Below are 24966 nucleotides of genomic sequence, written 5' to 3'. Positions count from 1 at the left end.
AATATAATATAACCTTAAGTAGTAATCAAGTTAATTAGAAATAAATGAGTTTAAACTCCTTAATTAGTTATATTTCAAATTCACAAATTATAACAGAGTTAGTAAAAAGAATTGAAAAAAATAAAGAACTAAATATCATTGGGTCTAGTAGATATGCAAAATCTATTATTATAAATAGTTTAGCAAAAAAAGAAAATAAAAATATTATACTTGTGAGCCCTAATGAAGAAATTGCTTATAAATGGTATGGATATTTTAATAGTATAGGTAACAGAAATATCTTATATTATCCACCTAGTAAAAATTTACCTTACGGATCAATTAATAAATCAAAAGAGACTGAATATTCACAGTTATCAGTTATCTCAAAACTAATAAATAATGACAAAGAAGAAAAAAATATAATAATAACAACTGAAAGATCTCTTCAACCACATTTAATTAAAAAAAATATATTTAAGCAAAAAATAATAACACTTAATAAGGGTTTAGCTATAGAAATAAAAGAGTTAACAAGTCAGTTAGTTTCATTAGGTTATAACAAGGAAAATCTTACTTCACAGGAAGGTTCTTGGAGCAGAAGAGGAGAAATAATTGATATATACCCAGTTAACAATGAACTACCCATAAGAATAGAATTCTTCGATAATATTATTGATAAAATTAGAGAATATGATCCAGTAACTCAAAGAACGTTAGATAGTATTAATAAAGTTGAGATTGTACAGGTTGGATATAATTCATTAATAAGAGAAAAGTTAGAACTACTATCAGACGAAGGGGTTTTTAATTCAGAAGAAATAACAACTAAAAATAATCTAGATAGATACTTAGGAATAATTGAAGAATATCCATCTAATCTTATAAATTATATAAATGAAGATTCAATTATTGTTATAGATGAAATAGATGACTGCACTAAATTTGCAAACAATTGGTATATTGAATCAGTTAATAATTTTGATCATTTCAAAGATGAAATTACTCAAAACTTACGGTCCAATAATATAAATATAAAAGTTAAACCTAATCTACATGAAAAATTCGAGTATATATTAAAAACATTCAGTGATTTTATTGTAATAAACTTGTATGAATTTGAATCAAAGAGAAATTTAGATAACAGATTTCTTTTATCAGATAAACGTATAAATTCATCCTCTAAAAACATAGGTAAACTTTCAAAAGAAATTAATAAATTTATCTTAAATAAAGATAAAGTCTGGATATTATCTGCACAGCCATTAAGAACAAGGAGTTTACTCTTTGAACATGATTGCAATACTAATTATTTGGAAAAACCTAATGATCTTGATAACGCTTATAAATTAATAGATATTCCTACACCAGTTATTATTAAAAATAAAAACAACTATGAAATAGAAGGTTTTTATCTCCCAATATGGAAGATAATTTTAATAACAGATAAGGAATTATTTTCACAACAAGCTTTATTTAATAATGTCTTTATAAGGAGAAGAAAAAGGAGCGTAAATTCAAATATAAATGTTAATAAAATTAATCCTGGAGACTATATAGTTCATAAAAATCATGGTATTGGACAATTCTTAAAATTAGAAAAAATAAATATAACAGGTGAATCAAGAGACTATCTAGTTATTAAATATCTTGATGGAAAAATAAGTGTTGCTGCTGATCAACTAGGGAGCATAAACAGATATAGATCTACTGGTAAAATTATGCCCAAAATAAATAAATTAGGAGGAGCAGAATGGTTAAAAATTAAAGATAAAAATAGAAAAATAATAAAAAAAGTTGCTTATGATATTCTAAAACTTTACGCAAAAAGAGAGAAACTTAAAGGCCATATATATCCTGAAGATGGACCGTGGCAAAAAGAATTAGAAGAGTCATTCCCTTACCAACCTACTCCTGATCAACTAACAGCCGTGAAGGAAATCAAAATTGATATGGAAAGTGATAAACCTATGGATAGATTAGTTTGTGGAGACGTTGGTTTCGGAAAAACAGAAGTAGCAGTAAGAGCAATTTTTAAAGCAATTACATCAGGGAAGCAAGTGATTTTACTTGCTCCAACAACAATTTTAGCTCAACAACATTGGAGAACTTTTAATAATAGATTTTCACCTTATCCAATAAAAGTTTCTTTACTTAATAGATTTAAAACTAGTAGTGAGAAAAAAGATATTTATGCTGGTTTAAAAAATAATAAGATTGATTTAGTTGTAGCCACTCATCAAATTTTAGGAAAAGAAATCGAAATAAAAAATTTAGGATTGCTTGTTATTGATGAAGAACAAAGATTTGGAGTTAGACAAAAAGAAAAAATTAAAAATATTAAAACTAATATTGACGTGTTAACTCTATCGGCCACACCAATACCACGGACCCTTTACATGAGTTTGTCTGGCCTTAGACAAATGAGTTTATTAAATACTCCTCCACCATCCAGAAGATCAATTAAAACATATTTATCTGAAATTGATATGGATGTAATCAGAACTGCAATAAGTCAAGAACTTGATAGAGGTGGTCAAATCTTTTACGTTCTTCCAAGAATATCGGATATTGATCAAGCCGTTAATAAATTAACAAATATGTTTAATGATTTAAAATTTATAGTTGCTCATGGCCAAATGAATGAAATAGATCTTGAAAATGCAATGATTGCATTTAATAATGGCGAGGTAGACTTGATGATTTGCACAACAATTATTGAAAGCGGATTAGATATACCCAAAGTAAATACAATCATAATTGAAGATTCACATAAATTTGGGCTATCGCAACTCTATCAATTACGAGGAAGAGTCGGGAGAAGTGGGATACAAGCTCATGCATGGTTATTTTATCCAAATTTAAACAACATTAATGAAGCTTCCAAGCAAAGGCTAAAGGCTATAAAAGATTTTTCTGAACTAGGAAGCGGATATCAACTTGCCATGAAAGATATGGAGATAAGAGGAGTTGGAAGTTTATTGGGGGAAGAGCAAAGTGGAAAAGTTAATGCAATTGGATATGATCTATATATTGAAATGTTACACGAAGCAATCTCAGAAATAAATGGTCAGGAAATACCGGAAGTAAAGGATACTCAAGTAGATTTGCCAATTAATGCTTTTATCCCTGCAACTTGGATATTAAACCGAGAAGAGAAACTAGATGCTTATAAAGAAGCTACAGAATGTAATACCCACAAGGAGCTTACAGAGCTGGCAACTGACTGGTCTAATAGATACGGAGTTTTACCCAAACCTGTTGAATCTTTAATACTTTTAATGAAGTTAAAATTATTAGCAAAAAAATGTGGCTTTAATAAAATTAAACTTAAAAAACCTAACATAATAATAGAGACTAGATTAAAAATCTCAACATTTAAACTTATTAAAAAAGCGTTACCAACAAATATTCAAAATAAATTTAGTTTTGAGGAAGATGATCAGTTCTCAAAAATAACAATTAGAGGGATAGGTATTACTGATATACAAAATCAAATTGATCAGTTAATTTATTGGTTAGGTTTATTTGTAAATGAAATAAATAACTTCGATAAAAATACAGTTGAATCCAAAAACTTAAATATTAAATAAATATTTAATAATCACGAAAGAGTCTAAATTCCGTTAGGTTTGTAAAAATTTACTTATTGTATGGGCGAATACATCGATGTCGGATTGCAAAGTTCGATGTTACCATTTACATTATTACTTTCATCAATTGCGGTTGGAGCTTACGCACTAATTGATTTTGAGACTGAAAATGACGATGACGATTCTGATTCAGGAAGTGGAGGATTAATGAATCCTATTTAAATTTTTAATTTAAATTAATTCTTCTTTTTTTTCTTTTCATAATTTTAATAAATCTTGAGAGGGAGCCCAACATCAGAATCAAAGCAAATATTAAAGAGATAATAATAAACAAACCTATACATATTTCGTAAAAATATGACAATGACAACAAAAAATTAGCAAATAATTTATTGAAATTATTAGACAGATTATTTAAGATGGATATTTGATTTGGAATTATATAATTAAGATAAAAAATAAATATACTAAGAGACAACATAATAATGCTTTCATTTATTAGCTTTCTCTTGGATTTTCTTCTTAAAGTTAACTTCTTTTTTAAAAAAAATTTATTAGATTTCTTATTCAAATTGGGTATTTTCAAATCAACCATTTATAAAAATTACGCAATTTATTTAATAATTCTTCTTAGATGAGAATTATTTTTTTTATAGTAACTTGTTTATGGATTCAATGCTAATAAGTTTGTTTTTATTCTTTAATAATGAGCGATTACTATCACTATCATTTCCATCATAAAAATAGATGAAAGCAGTAGATACAAGAAAAATGGAGAATAAGGAAACTAATGGTGGCAATAATAAATTTGAAATATTTTTTTTATCCAATAAATTTTTTTTCTTTTTTTTCTTTAACCTTTTAAATTCACTAGAAGATATTTTTTTCACTTGACTTGAAGAGGTTAATTGATCAAAGCAAGAGATTATGTCTGCTAATGTTGAATTGCCAATTTTAATATTTAATGGCTTAACCTCAGGTTTTGAACTTTTTAAATGGAGAATATGTGTATAGTAATTTTGAGGTTTAATATCTATAAAACTTGACTCATATAATGCGATTTCATCATGTAAAAAAGAAATAGAATAAGAATAGAATGCCTTCATTACCGAACTTAGATGATCTATGTTTCCCTCAATAACTGGTTTGTCAATAATCATAAGTTTCCATTGAGAAATAATTGATATATTATCTATATTTTCGTTATTCGAATAATCAGGTAATCCAATAATTTCAAGACTGACTGATGATTGATTAAATGAAATTTTATTTTGCAACATATCAATAATTAAGGAGAGTTGTTTTCAATTTTAAAAAACCATCATCTGAAATGCAAAACGCTAATGTAAGTATGATTTTTATGAAAACTTCGTCATTATAATTTGGATCAAGCAGGCGTTTAACTCTCATACTATTAGTATTAAATCTCTCACTAATTAATTCAATATATCTACTCTTAAATTCATTCCATTCTTTGGGGTTCCTATTGAAATCATCTCTGGATTGAAGTATTTGCCTTATATAAGGATATAAAAACTTTCCCATTTCAGCTGTTAGTTTAATCAATGCTTCAAATTCCTCAAATTTAATATTATTATTATTAAATGAATTTCTCATTGGATTATTATTCCTTAATTTCCAAATAGTAACTTTATTAGGTAAAACCTCATTTAATTTAAGTTTACCCGATAAAGAATATAGAGACTCAGCACCATTTAGATCAATAGTTTCTAATGCTAATAAAAGCAAATCAAGTCTTTGAATAGATTCTCTTGATATCTTTTTTCCTTTAAATAAAGTAGTAATGATTAACTTTGAAAGCTATATAAAAATTATAACAGAATATCTATTATATTCTTTTAAACAAAAATGTATATAAATCATCCAGCTCTTCAATTGTCAACATTCCATAACTCCAAAGGAGAATTGGTAGTGGGATATTATTCTTTATTGACAACTTTATTCCTAGCTCAATTGAAGGCTCTTCTAAACCAATTTCATCCATAAGAAAAGATATTATTTTACTATTTGAATTATTAATCATAAATATTATTTAATAGATGAAAAGATTAAAGACTTAGTCATCTTATTTAAGACAAACTTTCTTATTAAATGAGACTTATTTAAAAGTAAAAATGAGATTTTTCTAAAAGGTAATAATATAATATTATTGTTAGCAAAAAGTTTAATTAAAGTATCTGTAATAATAATAATTGAAAATATATCTAAAGATCTTTTAAAATAATATTTATATTTAAATATATTTAAAGCATTATTAGTTGTAGATAAATGTTTATTAAACATGTCATAAATCACATTAACATCCCTCCAGCAAGTATTTAGTCCTTGACCACCTACAGGGTGAAAGGTATGAAATGAATCTCCTACAAGTACTTCTTTATTGAAATTAAAAATTGGAAGGGATAAAGATAGTGAAACAGGGAAGAGATTAATTTCGCTATTAATTTGATCTAGCTTAAAACATTCAGGTAATATTGTAGATAGATTATCTAACAAAAAGCTTTTATTAGAGTTTAATCTATCAACTGATTTAGAAGTGCTAGATGTCCATATTATTTGGTATCTATTATAATCCAAAGGTAACAATGCTAAGGGGCCTTCCTTCCTAAAAATTTCATATGCACGTTTTTGAACATTACCTCTAACTAAAACCTCAAACGTTAAGCAAGACTGATTATATGATTTTTTAAAAGATAAAAAGTTATGATTTTTTTTATAATTTGAATTTGCTCCAGTTGAAATAAATTTATAATCAAAATTAATCTTTTCATAAGATAAATCTAAGGAAGATTTAAAAGATATATTGTCTACTTTATCAATCTCATCGAAAAAAACATTCATAAGCTCGGAATGTTTAATTACCCATCCAATAGTATCTAAAGAACTTATATCTTTATCTAAATCAGGAGTAGTCAATATAGTGAACTTTGAGATAACACTGTCTGAGATTGAAAGAGAATCAAATTTATAAAGATAAGAACTTAATTTATCCCAAAGATTAAATTTTGAAAGTATTTTTCTTGTGGAATGAGTAATAGCATATGTTTTATCTTTGTTTATGAGTTTCTCTCTAGTTAGAGTATCTGTAAGGTATATATTAAAATTTAATTTTGATAAACTTATTGCCAAAAGCAAACCTGTAGGGCCTGAACCTACAATTTTAAAATTTAAATAATTATTCATTTGCAAGAAATATGTAACTGTCTCCTCATTTCAAATAAATATAGCAAATTTCTTCAAACGCTGGTCTAAGCAAATATGGATACTCACCTACCCAAATGTTTGAATTAGGTATCCATGCATCGGTCAAAGAGAGACCTCTATCAAAATTACGGTAATTAGAAGAAACCAAGCATCTAATATTGGAGCCAATTCTAATTTGACTATGTTTATTTTCCATAGGAAAACTTAACTTATCTAAATACCCATCTTCATCTTCTAATTCAATCACAAGCCAGGTTCTTTTTTTCTCAATCAACTCTAAACGACCTTGTCTATTTGATTGTTCACGTGAACTTTCTATTTTTTCAGTTTTGTAAATATCAGAAATATAACCATCAAAGATTGAGAAGAACTTTGATTTTTTATAACTAATATTTTTTCTACTGGATTCAAGTATTGGTCCCCAAATTATATATAGAATAAAAATTACACATAATATCAACCAAAGATTTTCTGTCTGAGTAGATGATTGATTAATAAAAAGTAAAAGATTTAAAACACCTCCGATAGACGAAATAATCAACCTCTGAAGAATCTTTCTGGGATCTCCAAGAGCATATTTAAATTGCCCCCCTGTTCCAACAGAAGGAATGAGTTTAGATATTTGAGTTTGTTTTATTGGAATAAGCATTTAAAAAATTAATTTTTCAAGTCCATAAATTAGAGAGTTAAATTTACCAATTTTTCTTATTGCTTGTAATACACCTGGCATATAAGCTTTTCTATCAATGGTGTCGTGTCTTATCGTATATGTCTCGCCAGGGGACCCCATCATTACAACTTGATGAGCTAATAGCCCTGGCAATCTTATTGAGTGAATATTTAGACCAGAATCTCTTACTCCACCTCTAACACCTTTTAAAGATTCAGTTTCTTTAACTAATCCTTCATTGTATTGCTTTGGATATTCCTCAATCATTTCAGCGGTCTTAATACAGGTTCCACTTGGAGAATCTGCCTTCTGATTATGATGCATTTCTATTAATTCAATATTATCGTAAAACTTTGCCGCAACAGAAGCAGCTTGTTGAAGAAGTACCATACCTACTGAAAAATTAGGAATAATTGCACAACCAACTTCGGCTTTTTGCGCAAAAATAGATAAATCATTTATTTGAGAAGGAGAAAGACCAGTAGTTCCAATAATTGGTGATATTCCGTAGGCTATTGCAGATCTAGTATTTTCAAAGACAGAATCTGGATGTGTAAAGTCTACTAAAACAGGATTTATTTCTTGATTTCTATAGTTTTGACTGATTGAACATAAAGTTCCCTCTAGATCATTTGAAACAAAAATTTCGCTGCTTTTTAAATTTAATAATTGCGAGATATTTTCTCCATTATTTTTTTTATTTATATCAATTGCTGCAACAAGTTCACAATCTGAGGCATTTAAAACGGAATTTACAACTTCCCTCCCCATTTTTCCTAATGCTCCAGAAACAAGTACAGGAATGGTTTTTTTTGAAATTTCGGTCATTTTTAATAAAATAAAATTTTTAAAGGTTGTTACACGCTATTTATAAAGCACACAATAACGTCAATTCACCCGTAGGCTGGTAAAAATACTTAAAGAAAATCAATGTTTACGCAGGTCCGCTCAGCAAGTCGCAGAGTATCTCCTGTTGAGGATAACAAACATAAAGTTGTTATTAAAGCAGTTTATGTTGTCCTTGAGCCACAATACCAAAACTCCTTAACCGAAGCTGCAAAATCAATAAACGATATGAACGGCCCTGTAGGGATAGATCTTAGTGGTTATTTAATTGAAGAGTTAAGAAACGAAAAAAATTACGAAGATTTTAAAATAGACATAGCTGATGCTGACATATTTGTTGCTTCATTAATCTTCATTGAAGACTTAGCACAAAAAGTTGTCGATGCTGTCTCTCCATACAAAGAAAAACTTAAAGCTTCTATTATCTTTCCCTCAATGCCTGAGGTGATGAGATTAAATAAATTGGGTTCATTTAGTATGGCTCAACTTGGTCAATCTAAAAGTATCATCGGAGATCTTATTAAAAAGAAGAAAGAATCTGATGGTGCAAGTTTCCAAGATTCTATGTTGAAATTGCTGAATACTTTACCTTCAATTCTGAAATATTTACCCGTTGAGAAAGCGCAAGATGCAAGAACATTTATTTTAAGTTTTCAATATTGGCTCGGGGGAACTAAAGAGAATCTGAAAAATTTTTTACTTATGATTTCAGAAAAATATGTAGTTACTGAAAATTTAAAAGATCAATTAGAAGAGTTTAAAATCCAAGATCCTGAAACATTTCCTGATTTAGGAATATGGCATCCATTAGCGCCAAATATGTTTGAAACTCTTGGTGAATATCAAAATTGGGAAGATAATAGAAATGATATAAAACCAAAGGATAACAATACTCCAACTATAGGATTAGTTCTTCAAAGAAGTCACATCGTCACTGGAGATGATGCTCATTATGTAGCTGTTATTCAAGAACTAGAATATCGAGGGGCTAGAGTAGTTCCTATTTTTTGCGGTGGATTAGATTTCTCTAAACCTGTAGATGAATTTTATTATTCAACTGATAAGAAAAGTGCAATAGTAGATGGGGTCGTATCATTAACAGGATTTGCACTAGTTGGTGGTCCTGCTAGACAAGATCATCCGAAGGCTATAGATGCTCTTAAAAAGCTAAATAGACCTTATATGGTCGCATTACCCTTAGTATTTCAGACAACTCAAGAATGGGAGGAGAGTGATTTAGGGCTGCATCCTGTTCAAGTTGCCCTACAAATTGCGATTCCAGAGTTAGACGGAGCTATTGAACCAATAATTCTTTCAGGACGTGATGACGCTACAGGAAAGGCTCATACTCTCCAAGATAGAGTGGATGTAATTGCAGAAAGAGCAATAAAGTGGTCCACTCTAAGAGTTAAAAAGAGAGAAGAAAAGAAGTTAGCGATAACTGTATTTAGTTTTCCTCCTGACAAAGGAAATGTTGGTACAGCGGCTTATTTGAATGTATTTGGATCTATTTATAGAGTTCTTTTAGAAATGAAAGATAAAGGATATCAAATTGATGATCTTCCTAAAAACTCAAAAGAATTAATGGAAAAGGTTATTAATAATCCAGAGGCAATGGATGGTTCTCCTGAACTAAATATTGCACATAAAATGACTGTAAAAGAATACGAAGAATTTACACCCTACTCAAATAGATTAGAAGAGAACTGGGGGAAACCTCCGGGCAACTTAAACAGCGATGGTCAAAATTTACTTATCTACGGAAAACATTTTGGAAATGTTTTTATAGGAGTACAACCAACATTTGGCTATGAAGGTGATCCAATGAGATTACTTTACTCAAGAAGTGCCAGCCCTCATCATGGCTTTGCGGCTTATTACACCTATGTTGAAAAAATATGGGGAGCAGATGCAGTTCTTCATTTTGGAACACACGGTTCACTTGAGTTTATGCCTGGCAAACAAATGGGTATGAGTGAAACTTGCTACCCCGACTCTTTAATAGGATCCCTTCCAAACTTATATTATTACGCAGCGAATAATCCATCAGAAGCAACAATCGCCAAAAGAAGAGGATATGCATCAACTATAAGTTATCTTACTCCTCCTGCCGAAAATGCAGGTCTATATAAAGGTCTTAAAGAATTAAGCGAGCTTGTAGGCTCTTATCAACAATTAAGAGAAAGCAGTAGAGGTATTCAAATAGTAAATGCAATTGTAGAAACTTCAAAGCAATGTAATCTTGATAAAGATGTAGATCTTCCAATGGGAGAGGTAGACGAAATAACTATTGAAGAAAGAGACCTATTCGTAGGAAATATATATAAACAATTAATGGAAATAGAAAGTAGATTATTACCTTGTGGACTACATACAATTGGAGAGGCTCCAACAGCTGAGGAGGCTGTTGCTACCTTAGTAAACATAGCTTCATTAGAGAGAGAACAAGAGGGTCTAAGGTCTCTTCCTGGTTTATTGGCGGAATCAATAAATCTAAAAATAGAAGAAGTTTATGACGGCAATAATAAAGGAGAACTTAAGTTTGTTGAACTTAATGAAAAAATTATTAAAACTGCCAGAGAATCAATATTTGCAATGGTCAACTCTTTAAAAATAGTTGATGGAAGGGTTTATTTGGAGAAATCTCTATTTTCCAAATTATTAGACTTCTTGAAAATCTTTGGATTAAATTTTCCGACTCCTTGGCTGAGGATCTGTAGATTGAATGGATTTAATGACGTAAATCAAAAAGAATTAAACAAATTATTTGACTATTTATTATTCTGCTTGGAGCAGGTTTGTGCTGATAAGGAAATGGATAGCCTCATCAAAGCATTAGATGGAAATTATGTATTACCTGGACCCGGAGGAGATCCTATTAGGAACCCAAGTGTATTACCAAGTGGAAAAAATATCCATGCACTTGATCCACAATCAATTCCTACCACAGCTGCTGTAGCGGCAGCTAAATCTGTTGTAGATAAACTTATTGATAGACAAAAAGAAGAGCAAGGAACTTGGCCGGAGACAATCGCTTGTGTTTTATGGGGAACGGATAATATCAAAACTTATGGTGAATCTCTTGCACAAATTTTATGGTTTATTGGAGTTAAACCAAAACCTGATTCTGTTGGAAGAATAAATAAATTAGAACTTATTTCTTTAGAGGAGCTTGGGAGACCAAGAATAGATGTTGTTGTGAATTGTTCAGGCGTCTTTAGAGACCTGTTTATTAACCAAATGGCACTTATTGATCAGGCTGTAAAATTAGCTGCAGAAGCGGAAGAACCATTAGAATCTAATTTTGTAAGAAAACATTCCTTAGAACAAGCAGAAAAAGAGGGGACATCTATAAGGGAAGCTTCAGCAAGAGTATTTTCTAATGCAAGTGGCAGTTATAGTTCAAATGTCAATTTAGCTGTTGAAAATTCGACCTGGGAAGAAGAAAATGAATTGCAAGAAATGTATTTATCAAGAAAAACATATGCTTTTAATGCTGATAATCCAGGAGAAATGAACCAAAAAAGGGATGTGTTTGAGTCTGTCATGAAAACGGCTGATGTAACATTTCAAAACCTCGACTCTTCTGAAATATCTCTAACTGATGTAAGTCACTATTTTGATTCTGACCCAACTAAATTAATAAAAACATTAAGAGAGGATGGAAAAGAACCTAGTAGCTACATTGCTGATACAACTACTTCTAATGCTCAAGTTAGGACACTAGGCGAGACTATTAGACTTGATTCAAGAACAAAACTTTTAAATCCAAAATGGTATGAGGGGATGCTTAAATCAGGATATGAAGGGGTTAGAGAACTTTCTAATAGACTAAACTACACACTTGGATGGAGTGCAACAAGCGGCCAGGTAGATAACTTCGTTTACGAAGAAACTAATGAAACATTCATCAATGATGAAGAAATGAGGAAGAGGCTTATGGATTTAAATCCTAATAGTTTCAGAAGAATTGTAGGTACATTATTAGAAGTTAATGGGCGAGGTTATTGGGAAACATCAGATGAAAATATTGAACAATTAAAAGAACTTTATCAAGAGGTAGAAGATAAAATTGAAGGAGTTAAAGAATAAATTTTAATATTTTTTACCTAAAAATTTGATCTGAGACTTTTAAAACTTGATAATTTATTTTTACATTATGAACCCTTACAAGATGTAAGTTTTTTTGAGAACAAAAACAACTAATAGCAAGAGTTCCTATGTCTCTTTCCTTTGGATTATCTTCCTCAAGTATATCTCCAATAAATCTTTTTCTAGAAGCACCAATCAAAAGAGGGAACCCATAATTTTTGAAGGCATCAATATTTCTTAAAATTTCTAAGTTTTGATTAGTATCTTTTGAAAATCCCATACCAGGATCCCAAATTATTTTATCTTTAGGAACATTTTTACTTGTTGCTATATTGCTCAAATTTTCAAGAGAATCTATTATATTCCTTATTAAATCATCATAATTTGTCAAATTATTCATGTTTTGGCTATTTCCTCTACTATGAGTAATTACAAAAGGGCAATTAAATTCTGAAACAACATCTAATATCTCCTCATCTCTCCTACCTCCAGTGACATCGTTAATCCAGTCAGCTCCATTTAGGAGAGCGTCATGAGCAACTTCAGAATTAAATGTATCAATAGATATGAGAATACTGGGAAATTGGCTTCTAATTTTTTTTAAATAAGGTATTAAAATTTTTGATTCTTTTTTTGCTCCAATTTCTAAAGCACCAGGTCTGGTACTTTGAGCACCAAGATCTATAACATCTACTCCATTAGATACAAAATTATTTACTTGTTCTAAAACTTTTTCAGTTGAGCAAAATTCACCTCCATCACTAAATGAATCGGGAGTTAAATTTATAATCCCCATTATTGAAGTTTTTCGTCCCCAATAATCAGGCCAAGGATAATTATTATTCGTAATTTGCAATTCTTGAAAAACTAATTGGATCTAGAGAAGAGCCCCCTACCAATACTCCATTAATATCGCTCATCGACATAATCTCGTCAATATTATTAGGCTTAACAGAACCTCCATATTGAATAATTACATCATCAAAACCTATTAACTCCCTTATCAAAGCACATATTTTATTGGCATCACTTGCTTCACAAGTTTTACCGGTACCAATCGCCCATATAGGTTCATAAGCAATTATGAGATTAGATGGATCAGTATTCTCCAATCCTTGTTCAACTTGTCTTGTGATGACTCTATTAGCTTCTCCTCTTTCTCTTTGTTCAAGAGTTTCACCAACACAGACTATTGGAGTGAGACCACTTGATTGAGCAAATACTGCTCTCTTATTAATTTGTTCATCACTTTCACTGAAATATTTCCTAGGTTCACTATGTCCAACAATTGCATATTTAACATTGTGTTCAATAAGCATTTTTGGAGAAATTTCTGCTGTGAAAGCACCTTGATCTTCCCAGTGAATGTTTTGGCTTGCAATATCTAAATAATCAAAGTTAGAGTAACTCGAAAAAGTTGAAATTGCTGTAAATGGAGGGGCAATAACAATCTTCCTATCATTAGGAAGGTCTTTTATAAGAGGAATAAATTCCTCCAAATAATTTTTTGTTTCAGCACAAGTCATGTGCATCTTCCAATTACCGGCGATTACAGATTTTCTCAAAATATATTGTCCAAGAAAATAATACTAATATAACTTGCAGCTAATAGGCTAATTATTCAAAAATTAATTCATTTTTTAGAAACATAACTTTATCTCCTTTGACTAATTTTCTTCCTCGTTTTGTTTCTATTTCTCCATTAACTTTAACCTGACCAGATTTTATAAAGATTTTTGCTTCGCCCCCAGAAGAAACAAAGTTATGCCATTTTAAAAATTGATCTAATTTCATTGTTTTATAAAACCTCAGCTGTTGATAAAGTAAAAGAAATACATTAACAGAATATTTTGCGATTAATTCCACCAATCACTCCCTATATTAATAGATTTCTTAAAGGGTTTGTATGCATGATTGTTTATGTAGTATGTTGGCCAATATTAGCTTTTGTAGCAGGAAAATTAATACCCGCAATAGGCGCAGGGGATCTTAAAAGTGTTTCGAATATAATACTCAGTACTCTTGTTATTTTCTTGATTCAAAAAATAGCCCAATTTGGTCAAGATGTATATATTGCTGAGCCTTCACTGGAAATAAGTGAAGTAATGAGACAAAAATTATTTAGTAATATTCAAAAAATTAAAATGAACTTTATTAATAATATCTCTGCTGGTGATATTACATACAGGCTTACAGAAGATGCTGACAGAGTCAGTGAAGTGATTTATAAATCTTTTCAAGATACATTGCCATGTGTTCTGCAATTACTAGCCGTAACTATTTATATGTTTTATTTAGATTGGTCATTATCATTATCTACTTTAATTATTGCACCGATAATTGTTATTTCTGTAAATAGCTTTGGGAAAAGAGTTTTAATAGCTGCCGAGAAAAGTCAAGAATCAACAAGCGATTTAGCCGGTTTAATAGGAGAGTCTATAAATGGGATTTCAACGATAAGAGCATTTGCAGCAGAAAATTGGATTAAGGGAAGATTTAATAAAAGATTGAGAAATAATAAAAAAGCAAAATATAAAACACTTAAGTTACTAGCGTTCCAACATCCAATTGTAGGTTTTATTGAAGCTTTTGGAATATTGGCAATTTTAGGTATAGGAGCATTAAGAATTAACCAAGGTCTATTAACTAGCGAAGAATTCAGCAGTTTTTTTGCAGCAATTCTAATGCTTATAGACCCAATCAGCCATATTAGCACTAACTTTAATGAATACAAGCAAGCGGAGGCTTCTTTAAAAAGATTAAGAAAGATAAATTTGGAACCGCTAGAACAGGATGATAAATTTTTAAAAAATATATCAAAAATAGAAGGAAAAATTGAATTCAAAAAAGTTTGTTTTGAATATAAAAAGAACAATCAAGTTTTAAAAGATATAACTTTGGAAATCTCAAAAGGACAGGTAATTGCATTCGTTGGATCTTCAGGAGCTGGTAAAAGTACAATGATGAATTTAATCCTAAAATTCATCACTCCTAGTAAAGGCAAGATTTTAATAGATGATAAAGAAATAAAATCTATAAGCTCTATTGATTTAAGGACTCATATAGCTTTAGTTCAACAACAACCTTTTTTATTCTCCGGACGAATTATGGAAGTAATAAAAATGGGGAGAGATTTCAGTGAAGAAGATGTAATCAAGTCAGCCAAGATTGCAAATGCACATAAATTTATTCAAAAACTTCCAAGTAAATATGAAACTAAAATAAGCGAAAGAAGTACAAACTTGTCAGGAGGCCAGATTCAAAGAATTGCGATTGCTAGGGCAATATTAGGAAATCCATCTATACTTTTATTGGATGAGGCTACTAGTGCCCTAGATGCAGAATCAGAAGCAGAAGTTCAAAAAGGGTTAAATCAAGCTATGAATAATAGAACTGTGATTATTATTGCTCACAGATTATCTACGACTCAGGGAGCAGATAAAATAGTGGTTTTTGATAAAGGTAAAATTATCGATAGTGGGAAACATATTGATCTTTTAAATAAGGATGGCATTTATAAAGAATTATGTGAAAAACAGTTGATTAAGATATCCTGACTATATTTAATTTATTAAAATCAAAAATTATGACTGAAAGAAACATTGATAATAATCCAGTATTAACATTTGAGGGCAAAAAATATAATGTAAATGAGTTACCTGACGATACAAAAGAATTAATTAGAGGATTACAAATTGCTGAAACTCAATTAAAAATGTATGACGACACCCTTAAATTATTATCCATTGGTAGAAACTCTCTAGCTAATCAATTAAGAGAAAAACTTAGAAATATTAATAGTTTCTAATCTTTATGAATTTCTTGAAGTGATAGTGTATCAATTTTATTTATACGCAAAGATTTAATTGCTTGTAAAGCTGCTTTTGCCCCTGGAATAGTTGTAAATGTTGGAATATTATATTCTAAGGCTGCACGCCTGAGATAAGCATCATCATGAAATGCTTGAGAACCAATAGGCGTGTTTATAACTAATTGGATAAGACCAGAACGAATTAAATCTTCAATATTGGGCCTTCCTTCATGAACTTTCAAAACCTCATCTACCTCAATACCTAAATTTAATAAATAGCTTGCAGTACCTTTTGTTGCAATTAATTTAAAACCTAAAACTATTAGTTCTCTGGCGATCTCCTCTAATTTATCTTTATCTAAATCATTTGTAGATAAAAAAGCAACTCCCTCAGAAGGGACTCCATTCCCTGATGCTAATTCTGATTTTGCATAAGCTAAACCGAAGTCCTCAGCCAAGCCCATAACTTCGCCAGTAGAACGCATCTCAGGGCCAAGCAAAGTATCCGAGCCAGGAAACCTTTTAAAAGGTAAAACAGCTTCTTTTACAGCTTGATATTTTGGAATTATCTCTTCAGTATAATTTATATCCTTTAAAGAACTTCCTTGCATTAATTGAGTTGCTAATTTCGCAACAGGCTTACCAATAGCTTTAGAAACAAAAGGAATTGTTCTAGATGCTCGTGGATTAGCCTCAAGAATATATAGTTCATTTTCTTGATGATTTATATTTGTAACTGCAAATTGTAAATTAATTAAGCCAACAACGTTTAATCTATTTGCAATTAATTTTGTCCATTCTTTTACAGTTTCTAATGTAAGTTGTGATAATGAAATAGAAGGTAGGCAACAGGCTGAATCACCGGAATGGATCCCAGCAGGTTCTACATGTTCCATAAGTCCTGCTATTACGACAGAACCATTTTCATCACACAATGCATCAACATCAATCTCTATTGCATTACTTAAATATTGATCCAAAAGGATTGGATGATCTGGGGAAACTTTAACAGCCTCAGATATATACCTTGATAATTCAATTTTGTCTTTAACTATTTCCATAGCTCTTCCTCCCAAAACATAAGAAGGCCTAACCACCAGAGGGAAGCCTATATTTTGTGAAACTGATAATGCTTCCTCTTGAGTGCGCGCTATTCCATTGAGAGGTTGTCTAATATTTAAGTCTTTAAGGATTTTTGTAAACTCTTCTCTATCTTCGGCAATATCAATTGAGAGGGGGGAAGTTCCAAGAATTTTTGAATTACATTTTAGACCCTCTTTGGATTTCAACCAATTTGATAGAGGTAACGATAATTTCAAGGGAGTTTGGCCTCCAAATTGGACTATCAATCCATATGGATTTTCAGCCTCAATTATATTTAGAATATCTTCAAAAGTAACAGGTTCAAAATATAAAATATCGCTAGTATCATAATCAGTTGAAACAGTTTCAGGATTGCTATTAACCATAATGGTTTGATATCCATTACTTGAAGATTGATATGAGGCATGGCAACAACAGTAATCAAATTCAATCCCTTGACCAATTCTATTAGGTCCACCTCCTAATATCATGATTTTTTTTGCAGGATTGGCTTTATTTGAATATGATTCATTGTCAGAAAAATGTAAATTACTCTCAGAAAAAGATTCTTCATAAGTTGAGTAATGATAGGGAGTTTCTGATGAAAACTCAGCCGAACAAGTATCCACTGTTTTATAAAGTGGTAGGATATTTAATTTTTTTCGATAGTTTCTTACTTCAAAAAAATCAGAGTCAGTTAATTTTGCAATCTGTTGATCTGAAAAACCAATTTGCTTAGCCCTTAACATTAAATCTCTATCAATTTCATTAAGATTTTTCTCTTTCAAAAATTGGTTCTGAAAATTAAAAATATTTCGTAACTTCTCAAGAAACCATAAATCTATATTGGTTATTTCGTTGATATAACTATCACTCTTACCAGCTTCCATTGCTTTTTTTACTATTAAAATTCTTTCAGCAGTGGGATTTCTTAAATTATTTTTTAAATCATTTTCATTATTGAAATCTTCAATAGAATCGCATTCCCAACCAAAAATTCCAATTTCCAAAGATCTCAATGCTTTTTGAAATGATTCTTCAAATGAACGACCAATTGCCATTGTTTCTCCAACAGACTTCATTGCCGTATTCAAAATATTTGAAGAACCTTTAAATTTTTCAAAAGCAAATCTTGGAACTTTGGTTACTACATAATCAATCGACGGTTCAAAACATGCAGGGGTTTTTTTAGTAATATCATTAATAATTTCATCCAGAGTGTATCCCACCGATAATAAAGCTGCAATTTTAGCTATTGGAAAACCTGTAGCTTTACTAGCTAATGCAGAAGATCTACTTACCCTCGGATTCATCTCAATAACTATCACATCACCATTATTGGGATTTACAGCAAATTGGATATTACTCCCCCCTGTTTCAACACCTACTTCTCTAATAATTTTTAATGATAAATCTCTGAGTCTCTGATATTCTTTATCAGTTAATGTTTGAGCAGGAGCTACTGTAATCGAATCGCCAGTGTGAACTCCCATAGGGTCCAAATTTTCAATACTGCAAATTATCACTACGTTATCAGAGGTATCTCTCATAACTTCTAATTCAAATTCCTTCCAACCGATTAAAGATTTTTCAATCAATATTTGATTACTAGGACTTTCATCTAAACCAGATTTACAAAGATCATTAAATTCTTCAAGGTTATATGCTATACCTCCTCCTACTCCTCCTAAAGTAAAAGCGGGCCTAATAATTAATGGATATGAATTTATTTGCTTAGAAACTTTCATCGCTTCAACTAAATCAGAAGCAATACCAGAAGGACAAACATTTACATTAATTTTTTCCATCGATTCTTTAAATAGTTTTCTATCTTCAGCCTTATTAATAGCTTTTAAATCTGCTCCTATTAATTCAACATTATTATTCTTCAAGAAATTAGATTCAGAGAGTTTTACAGCTAGATTAAGGGCTGTCTGACCACCCATAGTTGGAAGTATTGCATCAGGTTTTTCTTTTAAAATTATTTGAGAAACAATTTCAGGAGTTAAAGGCTCAATATATGTTTTGTTTGCAATATCAGGATCGGTCATTATGGATGCTGGATTAGAATTAATTAAAATAATTTCATAGCCAGCTTTTCGTAAAGCTTTACATGCCTGAGTACCTGAATAATCAAATTCACATGCTTGTCCAATAACAATTGGACCTGAACCAAGAATAAGAATTCGTTTAAGATCACCTCTTTGAGGCATAATTTGATAACTTCATTTACCGTATGCTACTTACAAATCATCAGATGTTAATCAACTTACTTGAAAAGAAACATTTGTTTCTATAGTATTGGTAATAAAAATATTTTATATGAGCGAACTTCAGCGACTAAAAAGTTTGTTGCCTCCTGAGAATGAAAGTTGGGTTTTTATCGAAGCTGCCGCCGCTATAGATCCGCCCTTAATTACATTGGAGGAAATTGGTCGCGACGAGGTTGAAATTCAAATAGATTTAGAAGAATGGGATAATTATGCAATAGATCATAGAAACTTATTATTTTGGCATGAAGTAGGAAAGATTCAGAACGATGCTATTCCTAGAGATGGTTGGGAAATGGCAGCTTTAGCAATAGGACTTGGTGGAGCTATTGGCGAACTATGGGTACAAGATGGATTACTTTTACTACTTGCCTTAGGTTTATCTGGTTTTGCAGGATATAGGCTTTATATAAAAAATAATTCAGAAAAAAAACTACAAGATGCTATTTTTGCAGATGAAAGAGCGATAGACCTTGCATGTAGGTTTGGTTATAGTGTACCTAATGCATATAAAAGTCTTGGAGGAGCATTAAAAGAGTTAATAGAAAAAACCAGAAAGAAGAAAAAAAGAAGTTTTTTTGAAGATAGATTAGAAGCACTAAGAAAAAGCGCAGAAAAAGCAAGATCAGAACTATCACAACAAGAAGGTTCAAGCAAATCAGTATCAAGCGAAAACGTTTATGGACAGTAAATTTTTAGTTTTAATGGCAGCAAAAGCTTGTGATGAAAAAAAGGCCAAAGAGATAAGATTGATTAACATTAATAAAGTTTCGTACATTAGTGAATGGATACTTATTGCTGAAGGCCTTTCAGATGTTCAAGTTAGATCGATTACTAACTCTGTTGAGATGGAATTGAGAGAAAATGCAAATATCGAACCAATTAGAAAAGAGGGAGTTAATGAGGCAAAATGGGCTCTACTTGATTATGGTGATTTAATAATCAATATTTTTCAACCTGAAATAAGAAAGTTTTATGACCTTGAATCTTTTTGGAGCAATGGAGATAACTTGAAATTTCCTTAATTAATATTGATGAACGAATCTAATTGTCCTGTTCCTAAAGACCAACAACCAACAAATGAATTTATTGAATTATCAAAATCTAGAATATTTTCATTGCCAAAATCCAAAAAAACTTTTTTATTTATTTTACTTTTATTTTGGGTAGGTACTTTTCTATTATTCGTTATTATTTCTTCAGGTAGTGTATATTTTCAAACTGCCACAATAAGATACATTTTATTGAGCTTTTTTTGTAGTTTGTCCATACCTTTTCTCTTCTCTATTAGGTTATATCTTGGCTGGAATCATATATTCAAAAGATTAACTTCTGAGAAAGTAGAATATGAAGAATCAGGTTGGTATGACGGACAAATATGGATCAAACCAATTAATTTAAAGGAGAAAGAATCATTAATAGCATCATTAGAAGTAAAACCAATTTTAAAAAATTTAATTCAAATTTTATCTCTCATTATAATTTTTGCTTTACTTGGAATTTTGCTCTTCCAATACAAAAATATTTAAGATGAGTTCTAATTTTAAAAATTTATATACATCTAATAATCCTCCTTTAGAAGTGCTCCTAATAAGAGGTTCAAAACTTGAATCAATTCACTTGGTACATGCTGTAATAAGTGATAAAAAAGGTAGGGTTTTGATGTGTGCGGGCAATCCAGAATATAAAAGCTTTATAAGATCAGCATTAAAACCTTTTCAAGCAATTCCATTTGTAAGTAGTGGTGCTTCATCAAAAATTAAAAATTCATCAAAGTCAATAGCACTATCATGTGGATCTCATAGTGGATCCATATCACACATAAGAGAAGCTTTCAAAATCTTATGGGAATACGATATAGATATACATAGTCTTAAATGCCCTTTAAAAATAAAAAGTCCATTAGAACATAATTGTTCAGGTAAGCATGCAGCCTTTCTCGCAACATGTAAAAAATTAAATTGGCCTTTAGAAAGTTATTTAAAGGGAGATCATCCTCTTCAAGTAGAAATATTCAGAAAAATATCAGAATTTCTTGAAGTTCCACTAGAGGAAATTTATGCAGAAAGAGATGACTGCGGTGCTCCTACTCTTTATATGAAGTTAATAGAAATGGCAAAACTATATTCACTTTTAAGTAGTTCGGTCAACGCTGAGTTAGAGCAAATAAGTAGAGCTATGACAACTCATCCAACAATGATAAGTGGCCAAAACAGATTCGATACGGAAGTAATACAGGCCTCACATGGGCAAGTTATAAGTAAAGGAGGTGCAGAGGGAATCCAATGCCTTTGCAAAGTAAATGAAGGAATGGGTTTAGCTATAAAAGTAGAAGATGGTTCAAAAAGAGCGAAACAAGCTGTGGGCTTACATTTATTAAAACAACTAGGATGGATTTCTGAATTAAGAATACAAGACATAGAGGACAAGATCTTAAAACTATCTGAAGGTGTGCAAATAAAAGTAAAAGGTCAACTAAATTTCCAAGAATCCTAAAAAAAGAAAAAAAAGAACCCTTTCAGATGTATGCTAGATATATATCGCGGGGTAGAGCAGTCTGGTAGCTCGTCGGGCTCATAACCCGAAGGTCGGAAGTTCAAATCTTCTCCCCGCCACCAATTAGAAGCAGCTTTAAAGCTGCTTTTTTAGTGACTATATTTATTTTGATCGATCAAGAGGTAAGACCTAATTAGATGCAACATCTCATTTCTATTCAAGAAAAATGACAGCAATAGCTCATAACATAAATTTTTATGAGCGAAATGATTTAGAGGATTTCTATATAATTATCTCAGTCTTAGAATTTAAAATAAAAAATATAATTGGACATAAATTGCAAAAATATAGAAATCATTACCGAGTTTTAAACCTAACCTTTTTAAAGGAATGGAAGGATCTACCTGATTTTATAGATACCTTTTAAAGACAGAATACAAAAGGGAAGAACACTTCTTGGCAGGAATGGTTCTTGGAGATGAAGGGACATAAACCTTCAGAGGTAAGACTTCTAATTAGAGTTACAAAAGGATTTTTGGTGCTTGGGTATTCTGCACTTGGAATACGAAAAATTGAAGAAAAAAGAAACATTATCAATTACTAAATAAAAAATACTATAAATTCTGAAAGCTATATTTAACAACAAGCTTAAAATTTGAGAATTCAATTTCAGATACAAACTGTTTGACTAAATTAGTAACAAAAATCTTAGTGCCAAAGGCAACCACAGACATAACAGAAACATTAAAAGTATAGTGATTGCTTGGATATTTGGAATATAATACTCTTTAAAATTTTGTGACTTCATACATTATCTGTTTTTCCTAAGTTTGATCTCTCTTCTGACAAGTAAACACATAACCACAACACACATATTTATTAGAAAAACGTCTAATGGCATTTATAAAAAGCATCTATTTAATTTATAGCAATAATATTGGTGTACCAACCAAGCAATAATTACTAATCTTCGTAGATCAAGCAATGTGGGTGAGAGGGATTGTCTTGACATTCCTTATCCCAGTAATCAGCAAAGTCAGAAGACAAAACCTTTTCTATCATTAAATCCTTAAGAGTTGGGTATTCTTTAGCACGATCAAGATCTCTCAATTTAATGTCTTGAATTTAGAATGGTGATCTTTTGAAATTCATAATTAACTCATAATTTTTGTTGGATTCTGATTACAGATCTTGGATGATCATGGATGTAAGTATTAAATTCTCTTGCAAGCAGTAGGCAATCATATGCATCACGGGCATAGAAACCTATTTGATGTGTACTATTTGATGAATCTTTATAACTCAGTAAATATTTTTTACAAGATTTAATAGGTGTTGAAGACATTTGAACTTATTTCTTTTGCTTATTAGTTCTAACTAGTTAGATTAAAAAACCGTCTAATAAAAAATGTACGGTTTGAAGTACTCCCATGTACGGATAGAGGATTAACAATTTAATTTTAAAATATATAAAGAGTTTTAAGTCTTGTAGTTAGAAAGCGAGATAAAAATATTTCCTAAGGTCCCCTAATCTTCAACCCTTATTACATGCTGCTCCCAAGCTATCTCTCTAGGCCCTAAGAAGAGTGAATCATACATTTTTCTATTCTCATTTGCTGTTCTCCCATTATGCTTTGCCTAGGCTTACATCTTTTTTATATTACTTTTACTGAAATATGCAGATAATAATTTATAAATATAATTAAATTTTTTATAAATTATTTGTAATTTCTAGTTCCGTTGACTTTGATCGATCGACGCATTCTTCTCTTCATATCTCTCGGATTAATATCGACGTTGTTTACCAAGATAAAACCCAAAAAACTTTTAAATCATCTAAAATAAGGTAAATATATAACAAAAATGTCAGAAGAAAAAAAAGATACTAATAAGTGTGGCGGAAAAAATAAAGCTATGCTTGCATACGGTGTAATTCAGCTAGGCTCAACAGTTATTTCTGCAGTTGCTTTAGCCGCAATAGCATTTGGATTCTGTTCAGTAAAAAAAGAATCAAAAGTTTTTAATGAATGCGTAGCAGAAAGAGTTGAAAAAATGGGCGATATGCAATCAGAAGCTGTTCGTTACTGCAATGGTGGTTAACTGTTTTTTTGGGTCATAACAACATTTCCTCTACTTTTATATTGAAATAATATATTTAATCATTTCCAAAGATATTCAAATGTAAATTAATTTTAATCACTAAACATGAATTTAATTTTTCATTGTTGAATAAGATTAAAGATCAAGCAAAACAATAATAAAATAAGAGAACAATTAAAACAGGAAAAAAGTTATAACTTTGATGAACGTTTTAAAAACTTCAAGTAATGCAACTGATTCTTTGTACGGAATAACCATAGTAACTTGTCATCAAGAGCTATTTTCAATCCAACACAGTAATTCCCTACGCTAAGCGTGATGCTCCTAAGAAAAACACACAAAGAACTGTAGAAATAGAGTTCCAAATGAATAATTTCCTAGAGCAAGATCTCCTAGCTAAACAAAGAGGCTATTAGTTATTAGTAGCGTCAAACATCAGGACTGAAGAACCTAAAGAGGGTGCAACAAGAAAGAGTAGGATAAATTGTTATTTATGACTAAAAACTTATCGCGATTAATCTTAAAAAAACTATCTAAAAGGCCTACCATCTTTTTAAATATTGGTTGAAAAGATAGGCCTTTCTTAAATTTTTTTTATAAATGTGGTTAATGTAGATAATTAAAGTTTCATTTCTCCATCGCTTTCAAATAATTTCTTTATTGAAAAGATTCAAGGATAACTTGGATTATCGATCACTGGATAACTCACTACTTTCAAAAATGCTGTAATACCGTTTTTTCACTTTCACTTAATTCCTGCCTTACTAAAGTAAATTTATCAATACACATTAAATAAACAAT

The 24966-nt window shown here is 30.5% G+C and carries 23 protein-coding genes and 1 tRNA gene; 12 read left to right on the top strand and 12 right to left on the bottom strand.

What is annotated here, in order from left to right; genetic code table 11:
• The first annotated feature begins 44 nt into the window (after window positions 1-44).
• Window positions 45-3572 (top strand): transcription-repair coupling factor, encoded by a 3528-nt coding sequence (gene mfd / locus P9515_RS04485; protein ID WP_011820226.1) that lies wholly within the window; start codon window positions 45-47, stop codon window positions 3570-3572.
• Between the two features lie 60 nt (window positions 3573-3632).
• On the top strand, window positions 3633-3794 hold the full coding sequence (locus P9515_RS09675; protein WP_011820225.1) for a hypothetical protein: 162 nt from the start codon (window positions 3633-3635) through the stop codon (window positions 3792-3794).
• 428 nt (window positions 3795-4222) lie between these two features.
• Here P9515_RS09675 and P9515_RS04475 read toward each other — a convergent pair whose 3' ends face one another.
• From P9515_RS04475 to dapB, 6 genes are all read right to left on the bottom strand, one after another.
• The gene (locus P9515_RS04475; RefSeq protein ID WP_011820223.1) at window positions 4223-4852 is read right to left on the bottom strand and encodes a DUF4335 domain-containing protein; all 630 of its coding nucleotides are present in this window, start codon (window positions 4850-4852) and stop codon (window positions 4223-4225) included.
• 1 nt (window position 4853) lies between these two features.
• A complete protein-coding gene (locus P9515_RS09325) occupies window positions 4854-5336 on the bottom strand; it encodes a DUF3038 domain-containing protein (RefSeq protein ID WP_080513411.1) in 483 nt (160 codons plus the stop codon).
• 85 nt (window positions 5337-5421) lie between these two features.
• Window positions 5422-5616: a DUF2949 domain-containing protein gene (locus P9515_RS04465; protein ID WP_011820221.1), complete on the bottom strand. Its 195-nt coding sequence runs from the start codon at window positions 5614-5616 to the stop codon at window positions 5422-5424.
• A gap of 5 nt (window positions 5617-5621) precedes the next feature.
• Window positions 5622-6776, bottom strand: a complete 1155-nt coding sequence (locus P9515_RS04460) for a Rossmann-fold NAD(P)-binding domain-containing protein (protein ID WP_011820220.1) — start codon at window positions 6774-6776, stop codon at window positions 5622-5624.
• 25 nt (window positions 6777-6801) lie between these two features.
• Window positions 6802-7446, bottom strand: a complete 645-nt coding sequence (locus P9515_RS04455; protein ID WP_011820219.1) for a hypothetical protein — start codon at window positions 7444-7446, stop codon at window positions 6802-6804.
• Window positions 7447-8295 carry a 4-hydroxy-tetrahydrodipicolinate reductase gene (dapB, locus tag P9515_RS04450; RefSeq protein ID WP_011820218.1) on the bottom strand — a complete coding sequence of 283 codons (849 nt, stop codon included), beginning with the start codon at window positions 8293-8295 and terminating at the stop codon, window positions 7447-7449.
• Window positions 8296-8397: 102 nt separating this feature from the next.
• Between dapB and P9515_RS04445 the strand changes: the two genes are divergently transcribed.
• Window positions 8398-12405 (top strand): magnesium chelatase subunit H, encoded by a 4008-nt coding sequence (locus P9515_RS04445; RefSeq protein WP_011820217.1) that lies wholly within the window; start codon window positions 8398-8400, stop codon window positions 12403-12405.
• Window positions 12406-12418: 13 nt separating this feature from the next.
• Here the strand turns inward: P9515_RS04445 and folP are convergent, their stop codons facing one another.
• The 3 genes from folP to P9515_RS04430 are packed head-to-tail and all read right to left on the bottom strand — an operon-like array spanning window position 12419 to window position 14199.
• Window positions 12419-13261 (bottom strand): dihydropteroate synthase, encoded by an 843-nt coding sequence (gene folP / locus P9515_RS04440; RefSeq protein WP_011820216.1) that lies wholly within the window; start codon window positions 13259-13261, stop codon window positions 12419-12421.
• Window positions 13245-13970 (bottom strand): triose-phosphate isomerase, encoded by a 726-nt coding sequence (gene tpiA, locus P9515_RS04435; RefSeq protein ID WP_011820215.1) that lies wholly within the window; start codon window positions 13968-13970, stop codon window positions 13245-13247. Before tpiA ends, folP begins: the two co-directional genes overlap by 17 nt.
• A gap of 52 nt (window positions 13971-14022) precedes the next feature.
• On the bottom strand, window positions 14023-14199 hold the full coding sequence (locus P9515_RS04430; protein ID WP_041710711.1) for an RNA-binding S4 domain-containing protein: 177 nt from the start codon (window positions 14197-14199) through the stop codon (window positions 14023-14025).
• A gap of 56 nt (window positions 14200-14255) precedes the next feature.
• On the opposite strand from P9515_RS04430, the gene P9515_RS04425 reads away from it, so the two are divergent.
• Window positions 14256-15962 (top strand): ABC transporter transmembrane domain-containing protein, encoded by a 1707-nt coding sequence (locus P9515_RS04425; RefSeq protein WP_041710589.1) that lies wholly within the window; start codon window positions 14256-14258, stop codon window positions 15960-15962.
• A 29-nt stretch (window positions 15963-15991) separates the two neighbouring features.
• Entirely contained in the window at window positions 15992-16213 is a 222-nt protein-coding gene (locus P9515_RS04420) for a DUF6447 family protein (protein WP_011820212.1), read from the top strand.
• Here P9515_RS04420 and carB read toward each other — a convergent pair.
• On the bottom strand, window positions 16210-19512 hold the full coding sequence (gene carB / locus P9515_RS04415) for a carbamoyl-phosphate synthase large subunit (protein ID WP_011820211.1): 3303 nt from the start codon (window positions 19510-19512) through the stop codon (window positions 16210-16212). The genes P9515_RS04420 and carB overlap by 4 nt on opposite strands.
• 109 nt (window positions 19513-19621) lie before the next feature.
• Between carB and P9515_RS04410 the strand changes: the two genes are divergently transcribed.
• The 6 genes from P9515_RS04410 to P9515_RS10055 all read left to right on the top strand — a co-directional run bounded on the left by P9515_RS04410 (window position 19622) and on the right by P9515_RS10055 (window position 22669).
• Complete coding sequence (locus tag P9515_RS04410) at window positions 19622-20260, top strand: DUF3318 domain-containing protein (protein ID WP_011820210.1); 639 nt, start codon at window positions 19622-19624, stop codon at window positions 20258-20260.
• On the top strand, window positions 20250-20594 hold the full coding sequence (gene rsfS / locus P9515_RS04405; protein WP_011820209.1) for a ribosome silencing factor: 345 nt from the start codon (window positions 20250-20252) through the stop codon (window positions 20592-20594). The genes P9515_RS04410 and rsfS overlap by 11 nt, the downstream gene beginning before the upstream one ends.
• A gap of 9 nt (window positions 20595-20603) precedes the next feature.
• A complete protein-coding gene (locus tag P9515_RS04400) occupies window positions 20604-21098 on the top strand; it encodes a CGLD27 family protein (protein ID WP_011820208.1) in 495 nt (164 codons plus the stop codon).
• A gap of 1 nt (window position 21099) precedes the next feature.
• A complete protein-coding gene (locus P9515_RS04395; protein WP_041710588.1) occupies window positions 21100-22065 on the top strand; it encodes an asparaginase in 966 nt (321 codons plus the stop codon).
• Between the two features lie 45 nt (window positions 22066-22110).
• A tRNA-Met gene (locus P9515_RS04390) sits at window positions 22111-22187 on the top strand.
• 356 nt (window positions 22188-22543) lie between these two features.
• On the top strand, window positions 22544-22669 hold the full coding sequence (locus P9515_RS10055) for a hypothetical protein (protein ID WP_263969692.1): 126 nt from the start codon (window positions 22544-22546) through the stop codon (window positions 22667-22669).
• 359 nt (window positions 22670-23028) lie between these two features.
• Here P9515_RS10055 and P9515_RS04380 read toward each other — a convergent pair whose 3' ends face one another.
• Together P9515_RS04380 and P9515_RS09320 are read right to left on the bottom strand one after the other, a co-directional pair.
• On the bottom strand, window positions 23029-23175 hold the full coding sequence (locus P9515_RS04380; protein ID WP_011820205.1) for a hypothetical protein: 147 nt from the start codon (window positions 23173-23175) through the stop codon (window positions 23029-23031).
• A 49-nt stretch (window positions 23176-23224) separates the two neighbouring features.
• On the bottom strand, window positions 23225-23410 hold the full coding sequence (locus P9515_RS09320) for a hypothetical protein (RefSeq protein ID WP_071818450.1): 186 nt from the start codon (window positions 23408-23410) through the stop codon (window positions 23225-23227).
• 518 nt (window positions 23411-23928) lie between these two features.
• Here P9515_RS09320 and P9515_RS04375 point away from each other — a divergent pair.
• Complete coding sequence (locus tag P9515_RS04375; RefSeq protein WP_011820204.1) at window positions 23929-24165, top strand: hypothetical protein; 237 nt, start codon at window positions 23929-23931, stop codon at window positions 24163-24165.
• The last annotated feature ends 801 nt before the right edge of the window (window positions 24166-24966 follow it).

The organism is Prochlorococcus marinus str. MIT 9515 (assembly GCF_000015665.1).
GTDB lineage: Bacteria > Cyanobacteriota > Cyanobacteriia > PCC-6307 > Cyanobiaceae > Prochlorococcus_A > Prochlorococcus_A marinus_P.
The sequence above is the reverse complement of the archived record's forward strand: the minus strand, read 5'-3'. Positions and strand labels throughout refer to the sequence as shown.